This is a genomic window from Mesorhizobium sp. W016 (genome assembly GCF_054719485.1).
In genome coordinates, this window is sequence record NZ_JBTTIF010000002.1 from 7,501 (window position 1) to 22,647 (window position 15,147).

Annotated in this window: 10 protein-coding genes (1 of these 10 only partly in view); 1 reads left to right on the forward strand and 9 read right to left on the reverse strand. The window is 64.0% G+C overall.

Annotated elements, in window-relative coordinates:
- Positions 1 to 1,228, forward strand: partial view of a M23 family metallopeptidase gene (locus ACYG9V_RS00345; protein ID WP_352762683.1) — the 3' portion only. 743 nt of this gene lie to the left of the window's left edge; 1,228 of the gene's 1,971 nt are visible here — the last part of the coding sequence; its start codon lies beyond the left edge, outside the window; its stop codon occupies positions 1,226 to 1,228.
- 172 nt (positions 1,229 to 1,400) lie between these two features.
- On the opposite strand, the gene ACYG9V_RS00350 is transcribed toward ACYG9V_RS00345, so the two are convergent.
- The 9 genes from ACYG9V_RS00350 to ACYG9V_RS00390 form a co-directional block, all read right to left on the reverse strand.
- Positions 1,401 to 2,960, reverse strand: coding sequence for an MFS transporter (locus ACYG9V_RS00350; protein WP_352762685.1), 1,560 nt, complete (start codon positions 2,958 to 2,960; stop codon positions 1,401 to 1,403).
- 102 nt (positions 2,961 to 3,062) lie between these two features.
- The gene (locus tag ACYG9V_RS00355; RefSeq protein ID WP_460222063.1) at positions 3,063 to 4,580 is read right to left on the reverse strand and encodes a L,D-transpeptidase family protein; all 1,518 of its coding nucleotides are present in this window, start codon (positions 4,578 to 4,580) and stop codon (positions 3,063 to 3,065) included.
- A 292-nt stretch (positions 4,581 to 4,872) separates the two neighbouring features.
- A complete protein-coding gene (locus ACYG9V_RS00360) occupies positions 4,873 to 5,229 on the reverse strand; it encodes an MmcQ/YjbR family DNA-binding protein (protein ID WP_023685771.1) in 357 nt (118 codons plus the stop codon).
- 71 nt (positions 5,230 to 5,300) lie between these two features.
- Entirely contained in the window at positions 5,301 to 7,907 is a 2,607-nt protein-coding gene (clpB, locus tag ACYG9V_RS00365) for an ATP-dependent chaperone ClpB (protein WP_023672968.1), read from the reverse strand.
- Between the two features lie 208 nt (positions 7,908 to 8,115).
- Positions 8,116 to 9,096, reverse strand: a complete 981-nt coding sequence (locus ACYG9V_RS00370; RefSeq protein WP_023698975.1) for a DUF4167 domain-containing protein — start codon at positions 9,094 to 9,096, stop codon at positions 8,116 to 8,118.
- Positions 9,097 to 9,400: 304 nt separating this feature from the next.
- A complete protein-coding gene (gene prmC, locus ACYG9V_RS00375) occupies positions 9,401 to 10,279 on the reverse strand; it encodes a peptide chain release factor N(5)-glutamine methyltransferase (RefSeq protein WP_023701435.1) in 879 nt (292 codons plus the stop codon).
- On the reverse strand, positions 10,272 to 11,351 hold the full coding sequence (prfA, locus tag ACYG9V_RS00380; protein WP_023672971.1) for a peptide chain release factor 1: 1,080 nt from the start codon (positions 11,349 to 11,351) through the stop codon (positions 10,272 to 10,274). The genes prmC and prfA overlap by 8 nt, the downstream gene beginning before the upstream one ends.
- A gap of 8 nt (positions 11,352 to 11,359) precedes the next feature.
- Complete coding sequence (gene ptsP / locus ACYG9V_RS00385) at positions 11,360 to 13,630, reverse strand: phosphoenolpyruvate--protein phosphotransferase (RefSeq protein ID WP_023672972.1); 2,271 nt, start codon at positions 13,628 to 13,630, stop codon at positions 11,360 to 11,362.
- Between the two features lie 83 nt (positions 13,631 to 13,713).
- Positions 13,714 to 14,967 carry an aspartate kinase gene (locus ACYG9V_RS00390; RefSeq protein WP_023685777.1) on the reverse strand — a complete coding sequence of 418 codons (1,254 nt, stop codon included), beginning with the start codon at positions 14,965 to 14,967 and terminating at the stop codon, positions 13,714 to 13,716.
- Positions 14,968 to 15,147: the final 180 nt, after the last annotated feature.

The window sequence follows — 15,147 nt, forward strand, 5'->3', positions numbered from 1 at the left end:
CGTCAAGATCGTGCCGGAAAACGTCTCGGTGGCGCCGCGCGTCGCGCTCGACGACCAGACCCCGGCTTTCGCCGAGGAAATCATTCCCTTCACCAGGGACCGCGACATTGCCGAGGCTTTCGCTGATTCGGGCTATACGGGCGATGACGCCACCGGCATGGCGGAGGCGATCGGTAAGCTGCTCAACGCACCGGCGCTGAAGGCCGGAACCGTGCTGCGGGTCGGGCTCGAGGTACATGGCGACGCCGCCAAGGTCGTTCGCACCAGCGTCTATGACAAGACAACGCACATCGTCACCATCGCGCTCGACGATCGAGGCCAGTACGTGCCGGCGCAGGAACCGGAGCCGAACCCCGAATTGCTGACCGCGTTCGACGATTCGTCGGCACCGGTGGTGGTGCGCGGCAATCTGCCGAACGTCTATGACGGCATCTACCGCGCCGCCTATTCCTACGGCATGTCGAAGAAGCTGACCCAGCAACTGGTCAAGCTCCTGGCCTCCGGCGTCGACTTCCAGTCCAGGCTCAATCCATCGGACCGCATCGACGTGCTGTTCTCGCAGCCGGACGGCGACGACCAGGCCTCCGACGAATCGGAACTGCTCTATGTCTCGTCGACCTTCGGCGGCCAGACGCGCAATTTCTACCGATTCCAGATGCAGGACGGCTCGACCGACTATTTCGACGAGGACGGATCTAGCGCCGAGCAGTTCCTGTTGCGCAACCCCCTGCCCGCCGGGAAATTCCGCTCCGGCTTCGGCGCCCGCCGACATCCGATCCTCGGTTATGTCCGCATGCATACCGGCGTCGACTGGGCGGCGCCGATCGGAACGCCGATCATCGCCGCCGGCAACGGCACCATCGAAAAGGCCGGCTGGGCCGGCGGCTACGGCAAACAGATCATCATCCGCCATGCCAATGGCTACGAGACCTCCTACAATCACCAGAGCGCCTTTGCCAAAGGCATCGAACCGGGCGTTCATGTCCGCCAGGGCCAGACCATCGGCTTCCTCGGTCAGACCGGCCTCTCCACCGGCCCGCATCTTCACTACGAGCTGATCGTCAACGGCACCAAGGTCGACCCGATGCGCGTGCGCCTGCCGGTCGGCAAGGTGCTGAAGGGCGACGACCTGGTCGCTTTCAAGCGCGAGCGCGAGCGCATCGATGAACTGCTCAAGCAGGAAGACAGCAATCCGCTGAAGGTCGCGAGCGCCAAGATCGAAGGCTAATGCATGTCGCCCAGAAGTGTGCCGCGGTTCTGGGACAACGACATGCCTCAAAACAAACACTTAAAGCGCGTCGTATGAATCCGTTTCAGCGCGACGCGCTTTAAGCCGTCACACTCGACGCCGGCGAATCATAATTCCCCATCAGAGCATTCCGAATCGGGTCGGCTCCGAATCAGGTCGACTGCTTCTCTTCGGCTCGTGACCAAGGCAGCTTTTGCCCCGAAACGGTGGCCCAGGCGATAACAGCGGCAAGCAGGCAAAGCACGGCCGTCACTGTCGACACGGCCGCGAACGCCGAATCGCTGGCGGCGCGCCGTGTTGCATCAAGGTCTGGCGCCAGGCCGGCCAATGCCGGTTCTCCGAACCCCGGAATGCCCGGCCTGACGCTGGTATCGAGCATCGTCGAATAGACCCAGGCCGCGAGCGAGCCCATCGCCGCCACAGCAATCAGCCCGCCAATGCGCGAAACCGCATTGTTGATGCCGGAAGCGGCGCCGGTATCCTTGTCCTCGACCGCGGTCATGACGGCCGTCGACAGCGGCGACACCACCAGCGCCATGCCGAGCCCCATCACCGCCATCAGCGGAAAGATACCGGTCCAGAAATTGTGCATGCCGGCATGAGTGAGCAAAGCCAGCCCGGCAAAGGCGATGGCGACCACCAGGCAGCCGCTGGCGATCGGAAAACGCGGACCGATGCGATCCGACCACTGGCCGACGAGACCCGACAGCAGCGCGATCGACGCCGACAGCGGCAGGAAGATGAAACCGACCTCTTTGGTGCTCAGCCCCCATCCGGCGATCAACAGCATCGGCAGGTAGAACAGATTGGCCGACAGCGCGAAATATAGGAAGAAGGTGGCGAGGTTGGCGCCGGCGAAGGCGCCAATCCGAAACAGCTTAAGATCGATCATCGGCTCGCGCTGCCGAAGCTCGAAGACGATGAAGATTATAAGCAGCACGGCGCCTGCGGCGATGCTCGGCCCCGACATCAGCCCGCTGCCTTCGGCGCTCATCGAGGTCAGTCCGTAGGCAAGCGCCCCGAAGGCAAGCGTGGCGAGAGCGGCGCCGCCGAGATCGAGGCTTCGCTTCTCCGTCGGCGCGTCGGCGGGAATCTTGGCCAGCAGGAGATAGATCGAGATCAGCCCGAGCGGCAGGTTGACGGCGAAGATCGCCCGCCAGATACCGCCGCCAAAGGCCGACAGAACGAAGCCGCCGAGCACCGGACCGAGCGCAGTCGTCAGCGCCGAGGCGGCGGCCCAGATGCCGATCGCCCGGCCGCGCTCCTTCTTCGGATAGGCCTTGGCGATGATGGCGAGGCTGCCCGGCACCATGATCGCCGCACCAATGCCCTGAATGGCGCGAAAGGCGATGAGCACCAGCGCATTCGGCGCCACCGCGCAGGCCAGCGAAGCGACGATGAACAGCGCAATGCCGGCAACGAAGGCGCGCCTGAGGCCAAACCGGTCGCCGGCGGCGCCGCCGGCCAGAATCAGCGCCGACAGCGTCAGCGCATAGGCGTTGGAAATCCACTGGACCTCGGCCAGGCTGGCGCCGAGGTCGACGCGCATTGCCGGCATGGCAATGGCCAGGATCGACCCGTCGATGAAGCCGAGCGCTGACGCCAGGATCGCCGCTACCAGCACGAACTTGCGCTGCGACTGCGGGCAAAATGTACCGTTGGAAAGCGACCTGGTCAGGGGAACGGCTGCGGCTTCGCTCGGAGACTTCATGAGCGTCTGCTTAGACTTGTTGCGGGCCGGCAACAACCAGCCAGCACCCTGCGCTCATGAATCCAGCTTTGGATATCGCCCTGCCTTATGGGCAGGCCGATATCACTGCGCTGGAGCGCTCACTTGCTCCGCAACATCATCGGCCGAGGGACCGCCGACGAACTCGACGGTGACGCCCGGCGACACCAGCTTGGCCAGTTCACGCGCATCCCAATTTGTCAGGCGCACGCAGCCATGGCTTTCGGTCTTGCCGATCTTGGAGGGATCGGGCGTGCCGTGAATGCCATAGGTCGGCTTGTCCAGCGCGATCCACACCGAGCCGACCGGGCCGTTCGGACCAGGCGGGATGGTCAGGATCTTGTCGTTCTGGCCCTGCTTGAAATTGATGCTGGGGTTGTAGGTGTAGTTCGGATCGAGCGCGACGCGCGACACCGTATGGGTGCCGGTCGGCGAGGGCGTGTCGGCTGAACCGATGGTGGCCGGATAGGCCGCGACCAGCTTGCCACCGGCGTCATAGGCGAACACCTGCTTCTTGTCCTTGTCGGCGACGATGCGGGCAACCGGCGTCGCCACCAACCTGCCGAAATTGGCGACCTTGATGATGGTGCCGGGACGGCTGAAGTCGGCCTCGGGATTGAGCCCCTTCAGGTAGTTCTCGTCCATGTGGAACCGTTCGGCCAAGGCTTCGGTGACGGAGGTGTAAGCCATGCGGTCGAGCTGCGCCTTCTGGCTGTAATCCTCCGGTATCGAGGCGACATAAGGCCCGGCCGCGTCCTCGGGCGTGATCGTATAATTGGCGAAAGCATCGCCACCGGTTTGCGCCAGCGCAGCCTGGATGCCGACCGCGTCGGTCGAGCGCAGATTGCTGCCGGTGATCTGGTTATAGGCGGCAAGCGCCTTGTCGACATTGGAGCCGAAGCGCCCGTCGACGACGCCGGGTGAAGCGCCGGCGCGGTCGAGCAGCACCTGCAAGGCGGCTACATCCTGGCGTGCGCCGAGTGAAAGCGAGGGATCGACCACGGTCTTGCCACCGGCTTTCGGCGGCAGCGCGGCCTGGTCGGCGGGCGCCGCCGGTTCGGCGGGATCGATAGAGGCTTCGTTCAGCGGCTGCCGCTTGACGGGCCGCGGTTCAGCGGATTTCGGCGCTTCCGGATAGGTGTCGCTGTCATTGGCATCATCCTGCGGAGCGGCCCCGAGGAATTTGTCGCTTTCAGGATCGTATTCATCAACCGGCGGGCCGGGGATTCGTCCCTGATCGTCCAGTTGCCTGCGGCGGAAACGCGCCATGTCTTCGGGATCGTCGAGATAGTAGCGGTCGTCGTCTTCGACCGGTGCGCGTCCAAGCTCACGTGCCCGCATTTCCCGGCGCAGCGCGCGGCGGTCGAGCCTGGTCTGCGGCGGCTGGATGGCGATGACCTTGCCGGTCTCGGCATCGACGATGACGCGGTTGCCCCTGGCGTCGTAATAGATGTCGAGATTGCCGTCCTGGGCAAGCACAATGCCGCCGCTATCGGCGGCGCGGACGGCCGGCAGTGCGTTGTCCACAGTCGGCGATGCCATGGCGCTGGACGTGAGCAGCCCGGCGGCGAGCACCGAAAAGGCAAGGATCGTGCGGAACATGGTGGTCAAACTCTCCGGTACTTACAGCGCCGCGCGTCCGTTTGGACGCGCAAAGGACGCTGTAACACTTCATGTCTGCGCATGATCCTTTCCGAAAATCGAATTTCGATTTTCGGGGTCATGCGTAATTGCCGCCGCCCGGCAGTGTTCCCACCAGAACGTTCTCGCCACCGTTTGGATGCGCAAGGAACGCCCTGATCGTCAAAAGCCTGCAGGCAAACCCCTTCGCCAGCAAACCACAACATAAGCTTTCCAACATGAACCGGGCATGAAGATGGCGGATTACTGGTTGCTACAGGCCCAATTCCTTGCGCGTCTGCTTCGTCAGCTTGAGGACGACGAGGCGGTGGCTTTCGCCGAGATAGTCCTTCAGCGCATCATCATCCATGCTCTGGCTTGTCTGACGCTGGATCCATTTCATGCCGCGCGAGGCGAGATAGGGCGCCGGCCGGCAGCCGGGCTGATCCTTCAGCACGTCATAAGCCATTTCAGAGCATTTGAAGGTGACGAAGACGCCACCCTCCCGGTCATGGCCGGCGATGGTGAAGACCTTGCCACCGACTTTCCAGACATCGGCCCCGCCCCACTGCACGACGTGCGTCGTCTGCGGCAGCGAGGCGCAGAAGCTGTTGTAGTCGTCCAGCGTCACCTGCACCCCCGTCAAAGGATTGTTGTTTCATAACAAAACGCCGCGCGTCCGGTCGGACGCGCGGCGTTGGATCAGGCTGCCGCGTCGGTCGGCACCACAGTGGGCCTGGACCGGAAATTCAACCGGTCGGAGCCGGCGGTGACCTTGACGGTCGAGCCGTCGAGTATCTCGCCAAGCAGGATTTTTTCCGCCAGCGGATCTTGCAGGTCCTTCTGCATCACCCGCTTCAGCGGCCGCGCACCATAGGCCGGGTCGTAGCCCTTCGCCGCCAGCCAGTCGATCGAATCCTGGTCGAGCGACAGTGTGATCTTGCGGTCGGCGAGCAGGCTTTCCAGCCGCTTGAGCTGGATCTCGACGATGCGGCCCATATCCTGCCGGCGCAGCCGGTGGAACAGGATCACCTCGTCGACGCGGTTGAGGAACTCCGGCCTGAACGAGGCTCTCACCACGCTCATAACCTCGTCGCGCACGGCATCGACGTCCTGCTCTTCGCCGAGATTGACCAGATATTCGGCGCCGAGGTTCGACGTCATGACGATCAGCGTGTTGCGGAAGTCGACCGTGCGGCCCTGCCCGTCGGTCAGCCGCCCGTCGTCGAGCACCTGCAACAGCACGTTGAAGACATCCGGATGCGCCTTCTCGATCTCGTCGAACAGCACGACCTGATAGGGCCGGCGCCGCACCGCTTCGGTCAGCGCACCGCCTTCCTCATAGCCGACATAACCGGGAGGCGCTCCGATCAGCCGGGCGACCGAGTGCTTCTCCATGTATTCCGACATGTCGATGCGCACCATGGCGCTCTCGTCGTCGAACAGGAAATTGGCCAGCGCCTTGGTCAGTTCGGTCTTGCCGACGCCGGTCGGTCCGAGGAACATGAACGAGCCGATCGGCCGGTTCGGATCCTGCAGCCCGGCCCGGGCACGACGCACGGCCTTGGACACCGCCTGTACCGCTTCGCCCTGGCCGACGACTCGCTTGCCGATCTCGTCTTCCATGCGCAGCAGCTTGTCGCGCTCGCCCTGCAGCATCTTGTCGACTGGAATGCCGGTCCAACGCGACACGATATGGGCGACGTGGTCGGGCGTGACCACCTCTTCGACCATGCCGGCCTTGCCGTCCTGGGCTTCGGCTTCCTTCAGCTTCTTTTCCAGTTCCGGGATCTTGCCATAGGCAAGCTCGCCGGCGCGCTGGAATTCACCCTTGCGCTGGGCAATGGCGAGGTCGTTGCGGGCCGCGTCGAGCTGCTTCTTGAGGTCAGCGGCGAGGCCAAGCTTCTGCTTCTCCGACTGCCATTTGGCGGTGATCTCGGTCGATTCCTCCTCGAGGCCGACGAGTTCCTTTTCGAGACGCGCGAGCCGGTCCTTTGACGCCTCGTCCTTCTCGACCTTCAGTGCCTCGCGCTCGATCTTGAGCTGCATGATGCGGCGATCGATCTCGTCCAGCGCCTCGGGCTTGGAATCGACCTGCATCCTCAGCCGCGACGCGGCCTCGTCGACAAGGTCGATCGCCTTGTCCGGCAGGAAACGGTCGGCGATGTAGCGGTTGGACAAGGTCGCCGCCGCGACCAGCGCCGAATCCGAGATGCGCACCTTGTGGTGCTGCTCGTACTTCTCCTTGAGGCCACGCAGGATCGACACGGTATCTTCCACCGATGGCTCGTTGACGAAGACCGGCTGGAACCGGCGGGCAAGGGCCGCGTCCTTCTCGACATGCTTCCTGTATTCATCGAGCGTGGTCGCGCCGACGCAGTGCAGTTCGCCGCGCGCCAGCGCCGGCTTCAACAGGTTCGAAGCGTCCATGGCGCCATCGGCCTTGCCGGCGCCGACCAGCGTGTGCATCTCGTCGATGAACAGGATGATGCCGCCGGCCGCCGAGGTGACTTCGTTGAGCACGGCCTTCAGCCGCTCCTCGAACTCGCCGCGATATTTGGCGCCGGCAATCAGCGCGCCCATGTCGAGCGCCATCAACTGCTTGTCCTTCAGCGATTCCGGCACGTCGCCATTGACGATGCGCAGCGCCAGACCTTCGGCGATCGCCGTTTTGCCGACGCCCGGCTCGCCGATCAGCACCGGGTTGTTCTTGGTACGCCGCGACAGCACCTGGATGGTGCGGCGGATCTCGTCGTCACGGCCAATCACAGGGTCGAGCTTGCCGGCGCGGGCATCGGCGGTAAGGTCGCGCGCGTATTTCTTCAGCGCGTCATAGCCCTGCTCGGCGCTCGCCGAATCGGCGGTACGGCCCTTGCGGACGTCGTTGATCACCTGGTTCAGCGCCTGCGCTGTGACGCCGGCCTTGGACAGGATATCGGCCGTCTTGGCCGACTTCTCCATGGCCAGAGCCTGCAAAAGCCGTTCAACCGTGACAAAGCTGTCGCCGGCTTTCTTGGCCAATTCCTCGGCGGTCGAAAACACCTTGGCCAGCGGCTGCGCGAGATAAAGCTGGCCGTTGCCGCCTTCCACCTTGGGCATGGCCTCAAGGGCGGTCTCGACGCCAAGCTTGACGTCGCGCACGTTGCCGCCGGCGCGCTCTATAAGCGAGGCGGCCAGCCCCTCGTCGTCATCGACGAGGACCTTCAGCATATGTTCGGGAGTGAATTGCTGGTGATTGCGCGAGAGCGCCATGGTCTGGGCGGACTGAATGAATCCGCGGACGCGCTCGGAGTATTTCTCGAGGTTCATATCTGTCTCCTTCCATCACCGGCCCGCTTTGCGGCACCGGATCAGATTGCGGTGACGGACCCGCTCATCCGAGCCGGGTCCAGTTCACGCCAGATATGGGGCGCAAGCCATTGCCGCTCAAGACGTCCGGCTGATGATATTGCATGGCCGAGCAAACGAAAACGGCGGAGATTTCTCTCCGCCGTTTCATCGACTTATGTCTTGTGGGTCAGTTGTTGGCGTCGACGGCGAACGGGTCGCCGGCAGAGCTTTCGGCCGGCGCCGCATCAACCACGTCAACAGCGGCAGCGGTCTCGCCGGCGCCATCCACCACCTGGCCACCACCAGACTGTTCGTCACCGACCTGATCGGCATTGTTGCGCGGGCGGCGCGGACGCCGCGGGCGACGGGCAGCGCCGCTCTCGGCGGCTGCCTCATTGAGTTCGGCCCGGGCGGCAAGAGCCGCCGGCGACAGGTTTTCGTACAGCGGCGCCGGCTCGGAGAAACCACTCTCGGCTTCGGGCTCAACCGCGGAAACGGTTTCCGCCTGTGCCGGGGTTTCGGTGAAGCGCTGCTGGTCGCCGCGCTGGCCGTTCTGCTCGCCACGCTGGGCAAAGTCGCCACGCTGGTCGTTCTGGCCATAGCCGCCATTGGGGCGGCGGTCACGGTTGCGGCCATTGTTGTCGCGGCCGTTGTTGTTGCGGCCATTATTGTCACGGCCACTGTTGTTCTCGCGGCCGTTTTCCTGGCCGTATGCGAGTTCGGCCGGCGTGCCCTCAATCGTCGGCTGCGGACCGTTGCCGTGGTTCGCCATCGGCGCTTGCGTCTCGCCGCCATTGCCGCTGCCGGCATTGTCAAAATCGTCGCGATCTTCATCGTCGTCGAATTCGTCGCGGTTCTGCGGGGCATTCTGGATCGGCATCTGCGCCTGTGCGGCGGCAATGATGCGGTTGTAGTGCTCGGCGTGCTGGAGGTAATTCTCCGCCATAACCCGGTCGCCGGAGCTTTGCGCGTCACGGGCCAGAGTGGCGTATTTTTCGGCGATCTGCTGAGCCGATCCACGGATTTTCACGTCCGGGCCGTTGCTCTCGTAGTTGCGCGTCAGGGGATTTGGGCCCTTGCGGTTGTTGTTATTGTTATTGTTGTTGCCACCGCCGCCGCCATTGTTGTTGCGACCGCGCATGCGCCTGTTCTGCTGTTGTGGCCTCATAAGACTCTCTTCATTTTGAAATTTTCGAAAAACGTTTCACGAACGGAGGCGCTCATGCAGCCAGCCGTTTCGTTTCTTCACCGGCGTTCGCCCGCATCAATTGCGTTGGCGCCACGTGTCATCCTGTTCCGGTTACATCACTTGCCGGACGAGTCCCGCACGAAGCTTGGGCGTCGTTTGCGCAAGAAGGCAGCTATTTCCAAGGAAAACCGAATCGCTAAGAGCACTGCCTGCTTCGTCTCATCCGGTTAGGGCGGACCCTAGCCGCATTCCCCGGCATTGCCAAGCGCTTTTTTGCACTGCGTCAAGGCTTTCCCTGTTCAAACATAAGAACCCTGTCGTTTCCGCCAAGATCGACAAATGCCCCGGCCAGCCTGTAGCCGGCTGCCGCGAATATGTCTTTGACCTCATTGCGCTGCGTGTGGCCGATCTCGACCGCTATCTTGCCTTGTGCTTCCAGAAACTTTGCCGCCTCGGCAGCGATGATCCTGTAGGGGCCAAGACCGTCCACACCGCCATCAAGGGCTCTGTGCGGATCGAAATCGCGGACCTCGTCCTGCAGATTTCCAATGTCTCCAGTCGGTATATAGGGAGGGTTTGCGGCAATTACATGGTATCGGCCCGAAACTTTTTCGAACCAGTCGGACTGCAGCCCCACGAACCGGCCGGCGAGTCCGAGTTGCTCGGCATTGCGTATCGCGGTTGCCAGCGCGCCTTGTGAAATATCGACCCCGGTGGCCGTCGCGGCCGGAACCGCGCTGAGCAGCGCCAGCGCAATCGCGCCGGTACCGGTGCCGAGATCGAGGATACGGCATTCCCCCAGCCTTTCGGCCGTCGCGCCGGCAAAAGGCAGGATCGCCTCGACCAGCGTTTCGGTGTCCGGCCGCGGCTCCAGCGTTTCCGGCGACAGCGACAGCCGCAGGCCGTAAAACTCGCGAAACCCGAGGATGCGGTGCACCGGTTCGCCGGCCATGCGGCGCTGCAGAGCAGCGCCGATTGCGGCAACCGCACCCGCATCGACCGTCCGTTGCGGGTCGGCGATCGCCTGCGTACGGTCCGTGCCGGAAAAATGCTCGACGATCAGCCTGGCATCCAGCGCCGGGTCGGAAAGGCCGGCCGCGGCAAGCCGCTCCCGCGCCACCCGCAACAACGGCCCGAGCGCGCCGGGCAACATGTCAGCCATCGAGGCCAATATCGGCGAGCAGCTTCGACTGATGGTCGGCAATCAGCGCATTGATGACCTCATCGAGCTCGCCCATCATCACCCGGTCGAGCTTGTAGAGCGTCAGGTTGATACGATGGTCGGTAAGGCGGCCCTGCGGGAAATTGTAGGTACGGATGCGCTCCGAACGGTCGCCCGAACCAACCTGCGATTTGCGTGACTCCGAGCGCTCCTCGTCCGCCTTGCTGCGCTCGAGGTCGTAAAGCCGCGCACGCAGAATCTGCATGGCTTTCGCCCGGTTCTGATGCTGCGACTTCTCCGCCTGCACCACCATGATACCGGTCGGCAAATGGGTGATGCGCACGGCCGAATCGGTGGTGTTGACGTGCTGGCCACCCGAACCCGAGGCGCGCATCGTGTCGATGCGGATGTCTTCGGCGCGGATGTCGATGTCGACCTCTTCGGCTTCCGGCAGAACGGCCACCGTCGCCGCCGAAGTGTGGATGCGCCCGCTGGCCTCGGTCGCCGGCACGCGCTGCACGCGGTGCACGCCGGATTCGAATTTCAGATGGGCAAAGACGCCCCTACCGGAAATGGTGGCGATGATTTCCTTGAAGCCGCCGGCATCGCCGTCGCTGGCCGACACCGTCTCGAAGCGCCAGCCGCGTTCGGCGGCATAGCGCTCATACATGCGAAACAGGTCGCCGGCGAACAATGCCGCCTCATCGCCGCCGGTGCCGGCGCGGATTTCAAGGATGGCGTTCTTGTCGTCGGCCGCGTCCTTGGGCAACAGCAGGATCTGGATGTCCTTCTGCAGCTCTTCGATTCGCGCTTCGACGCCCGGCAAATCTGCCTCCGCCAGGGCCCGCATCTCTGCGTCGGTGCCCTTGTCGGCAAGCATCGCCTCGAGGTCGGCTTGCTCGCGCTCGACTGAGCGCAGTTCCCTGACCTTGGCCACCATGTCCTGCAGCTCGGCATATTCGGAAGCCATCTTCACATAGGCATCGGCTGCCGGGCCGGCCGACATCTGCGCTTCGAGCATCTCGAAACGCTTGACGACCTGATCCATACGCTCGCGGGGAAGATTGACCATGGCTAATGCTATAGCGGGATGGAGCGGTCGTCGGCGAAGGCCTGCAGCAGCGCCCGCATCGGCAGCCCTTGAGCTGGCGCCATCAGATTGTCGGCAAAGAAAGCCTCCAATTCCTCCAGTGGCAGTTCGGTCAACATCGCCTTGACCGGGCCGATCGAGGCTGGAGACATCGAGATCGAGCGGTAGCCGAGGCCGATCAGCGCCATGGCGGAAATGGGTTTTCCGGCAAGCTCGCCGCACAGCGTCACCGGCGTGTGGTTGCGAACCCCGGCGTCGGCGATCTGCTTCAGAACCCGCAGGAACGGCGTCGACAGCGTGTCGAAGCGGTCGGAGAGCTGCGTGTTCCCCCGATCGACCGCCATGACGAACTGGAACAGGTCGTTGGAGCCGACCGAGACGAAATCGACCGCCTTCATCAACTCGTCGAGCTGGAACAGCAGCGACGGCACTTCCAGCATGGCGCCCACCTTGAGGCTGGTCGGCAGATGGTGGGCAAAGCGGGAGAGATGCCGCACTTCGCGGTCGATGATCTCGCGCGCCTGGGCGATTTCGCCGAGCTCGGTCACCATCGGCAGCATCAGCTTCAGTTCGCGCCCGCCGCAGGCCTTCAGCAGAGCGCGGATCTGGGTCCTGAGCAGACCCGGCCGGTCGAGCGTCAGCCGGATCGCGCGCCAGCCGAGCGCAGGGTTTTCTTCCTGGACAGCGCCCTTGAAGTAGGGCAGCACCTTGTCGCCGCCGATGTCGATGGTGCGGAAGGTGACCGGCTTGCCACGCGCCGCGTCCAGCACGTCGCGGTAGAGCCGCTCCTGCGCCTCGGCGCGCGGGAAGGTCGAGGCGACCATGAACTGCAATTCGGTGCGGAACAGGCCGATGCCGGCCGCACCCGCCTCGGCCAGCTGCGGCAGGTCGACGGCCAGGCCCGCATTCATCAGCAGGTCGACCTGGACGCCGTCCTTGGTCACCGACGGCTTCTTGCGCAGTTCCCGGTAGACTTCCTGCCGGCGCGCCCGGAAGCGCACTTTTTCGGCATAGGCAGCTTCGAGGTCGGGCTGCGGCCGCAGATGGATGGTGCCTTCCTCGCCGTCGACGATGATGGCATCGCCGTTTTCCGCCATGGAAACGGCGCCCTTCATCTGGCCGGCGACCGGAATGCCCATGGCGCGCGCTACGATGACGACATGGCTGGTGGCAGCGCCGTCTTCCAGCACCACGCCGCGCAGCTTGTCCCTGGGATAATCAAGCAGTTCGGCCGCGCCCATCGAGCGCGCGACCAGGATGGCATCCTTCGGCAGTGACGCCGCGACGTCGTCAGGCCCGCGCCCCATCAGCTGGCGCAGCAGCCGGTTGGCGAGATCGTCGAAGTCGCTCATCCTCTCGCGCAAATAGGGATCGGTCATGTGCAGCATGCGGGCGCGCATGTCGCTCTGCACCTTTTCCACCGCCGCTTCCGCCGTCAGGCCGTTGCGGATCGCCTCTTCCAGCCGGCGCACCCAGCCGCGGTCGTTGGCAAACATGCGATACGCCTCGAGCACCTCGCGATGTTCTCCCTCGAAGGCGACATCGCGCCGCTCCAGCATGTCGTCGATGGAAAGCCTGAGCGAACCGAGCGACGTCTCCAGCCGGCGCACCTCTTCCTCACTGTCCTCGTTGAACAGATTGGTGACGACGATGCGTGGCTCATGCAGCACGACATGGCCGAGGCCGACACCCTCGTTGAAGGACAGGCCGGTAAAGCTGACGGGACGGCGCAGGTCGAGTTCGAGGCCGGGCCGGGTCAGGCGCGCGAGATCGCCGGTGGCGATCATCTCGGCGATCACCATGGCGGTCGTTTCCAGCGCCTCGACCTCGTCGTCGCGGTAGTGGCGCATGGTCTTGTTCTGCACCACCAGCACGCCGAGCGTGCGCCCTGCCCTTAGTACCGGCACGCCTAGGAAGGAATTGTAGATCTCTTCGCCGGTCTCCGGCAGGTAGGCGAAGGCCGGATGTTCCTGCGCATTGGAGAGGTTGAGCGGCCGCGCGCTGGCGGCAATGGTGCCGACGAGGCCCTGCCCCAGCCGCAGCTGCGCCAAATGGACGGCGTTCGGGTTCAGACCTTCGGTGGCATAGAGTTCGAGCACCGAATCGGCGCGCAGCACATAGAGCGAGCAGACCTCGGCGACCATGTTGGAGGCGATGTCGCGCACGATCCGGTCGAGCCGCTCCTGCGGCTCCAGCGGCTCCTGCATGAGCTCGCGGAGCCGTTTCAGCAGAACGCGCGGGCCACTGGCCGTATCACGCATCGCGGCTTCTTCTCCAATGGGCATTTTGCCCGCCGCAGTTTCCACTGCCACCGGCGCACACGCAACAACTCAAATCGCTCTCGCTACTGCTTATCCAGACCGTACACGGAATGCAAAGTGCGAACCGCGAGTTCCGTGTAGGGACCGTCGATCAGTATCGAAATCTTGATCTCGGAGGTGGTGATGGCGCGGATGTTGATCGCCTTGTCGGCCAGCGCCTTGAAAGCGGTGGCGGCCACACCGGCATGGCTGCGCATGCCGATGCCGATGACCGAAACCTTCGACATGCCGGCTTCCGACTGCACCACGTCATAGCCGATCGAAGCCTTCAGACGCTCCAGCACGGCCAGCGCCTTGTCCACGTCGCCGGACGGCACGGTGAAGGTCATGTCGGTGAACTTGCCGTCCTCTGAGATGTTCTGGACGATCATGTCGACGTTGATGTTGGCCTCGGCCAGCGGGCCGAAAATGCCGGCGGCAACGCCCGGGCGGTCGCCGACGCGGCGCAGAGAAATCTGCGCTTCGTCCTTGGCGTAGGCAATTCCGGTGACGACCTGCTGTTCCACGATCTCTTCCTCGTCGCAAATGAGCGTTCCCGGAGGATTGAGCAAATCCCCCATTCCGGGCGCATCGGGATCGTCGAAGGACGACCGCACGAACGTACGCACCCTGTGCACCATGGCAAGCTCGACCGAGCGCACCTGCAAGACCTTGGCGCCGAGCGAGGCCATTTCGAGCATTTCCTCGAACGAAATCTTGTTGAGCCGCCGCGCCTTCGGCTCGATGCGCGGATCGGTGGTGTAGACGCCGTCGACATCGGTGTAGATGTCGCAGCGGTCGGCCTTGACCGCCGCGGCAATGGCCACCGCGCTTGTGTCGGAGCCGCCGCGGCCGAGCGTGGCGATGCGGTTGTCCGGGCCGATGCCCTGGAAGCCGGCGACGACAGCCACCTGGCCCTCGCCGAAGCGCTTGATCAGGAACGCGCCGTCAATGTCGAGGATGCGCGCCGCGCCATGCGCGTTGTCGGTCTTGATCGGGATCTGCCAGCCCTGCCAGGAGCGGGCATGGACGCCCATATTCTGCAGTGTGATCGCCAGCAGGCCGGCAGTCACCTGCTCGCCCGAGGCGACCACGGCGTCATACTCGCGCGCGTCGTGCATGGGCGAGGCTTCGCGCGTCCAGCCAACCAGTTCGTTGGTCTTGCCCGCCATCGCCGAAACCACGACAGCGACCTCATGGCCGGCATCGACCTCGCGTTTGACGTGACGCGCCACATTGCGGATGCGGGCGATGTCGGCGACGGAGGTTCCGCCGAATTTCATCACGATGCGCGCCATGGAAGCGAAATGCCTTTGACTGAAGCCGGCCCAGGACCGAAAGGGGAAGTAAGCGCTCGACAGAAGCCGGCCGCTGAATGCGCGCCTCCTTAGCCAAATGATCACGGTTTCGCAAGGCTGGCGGCGGATGCCGGCTTCAGGATCGCGGCATATTGCGTTCGGCCCCGCCGCCGCTTACCA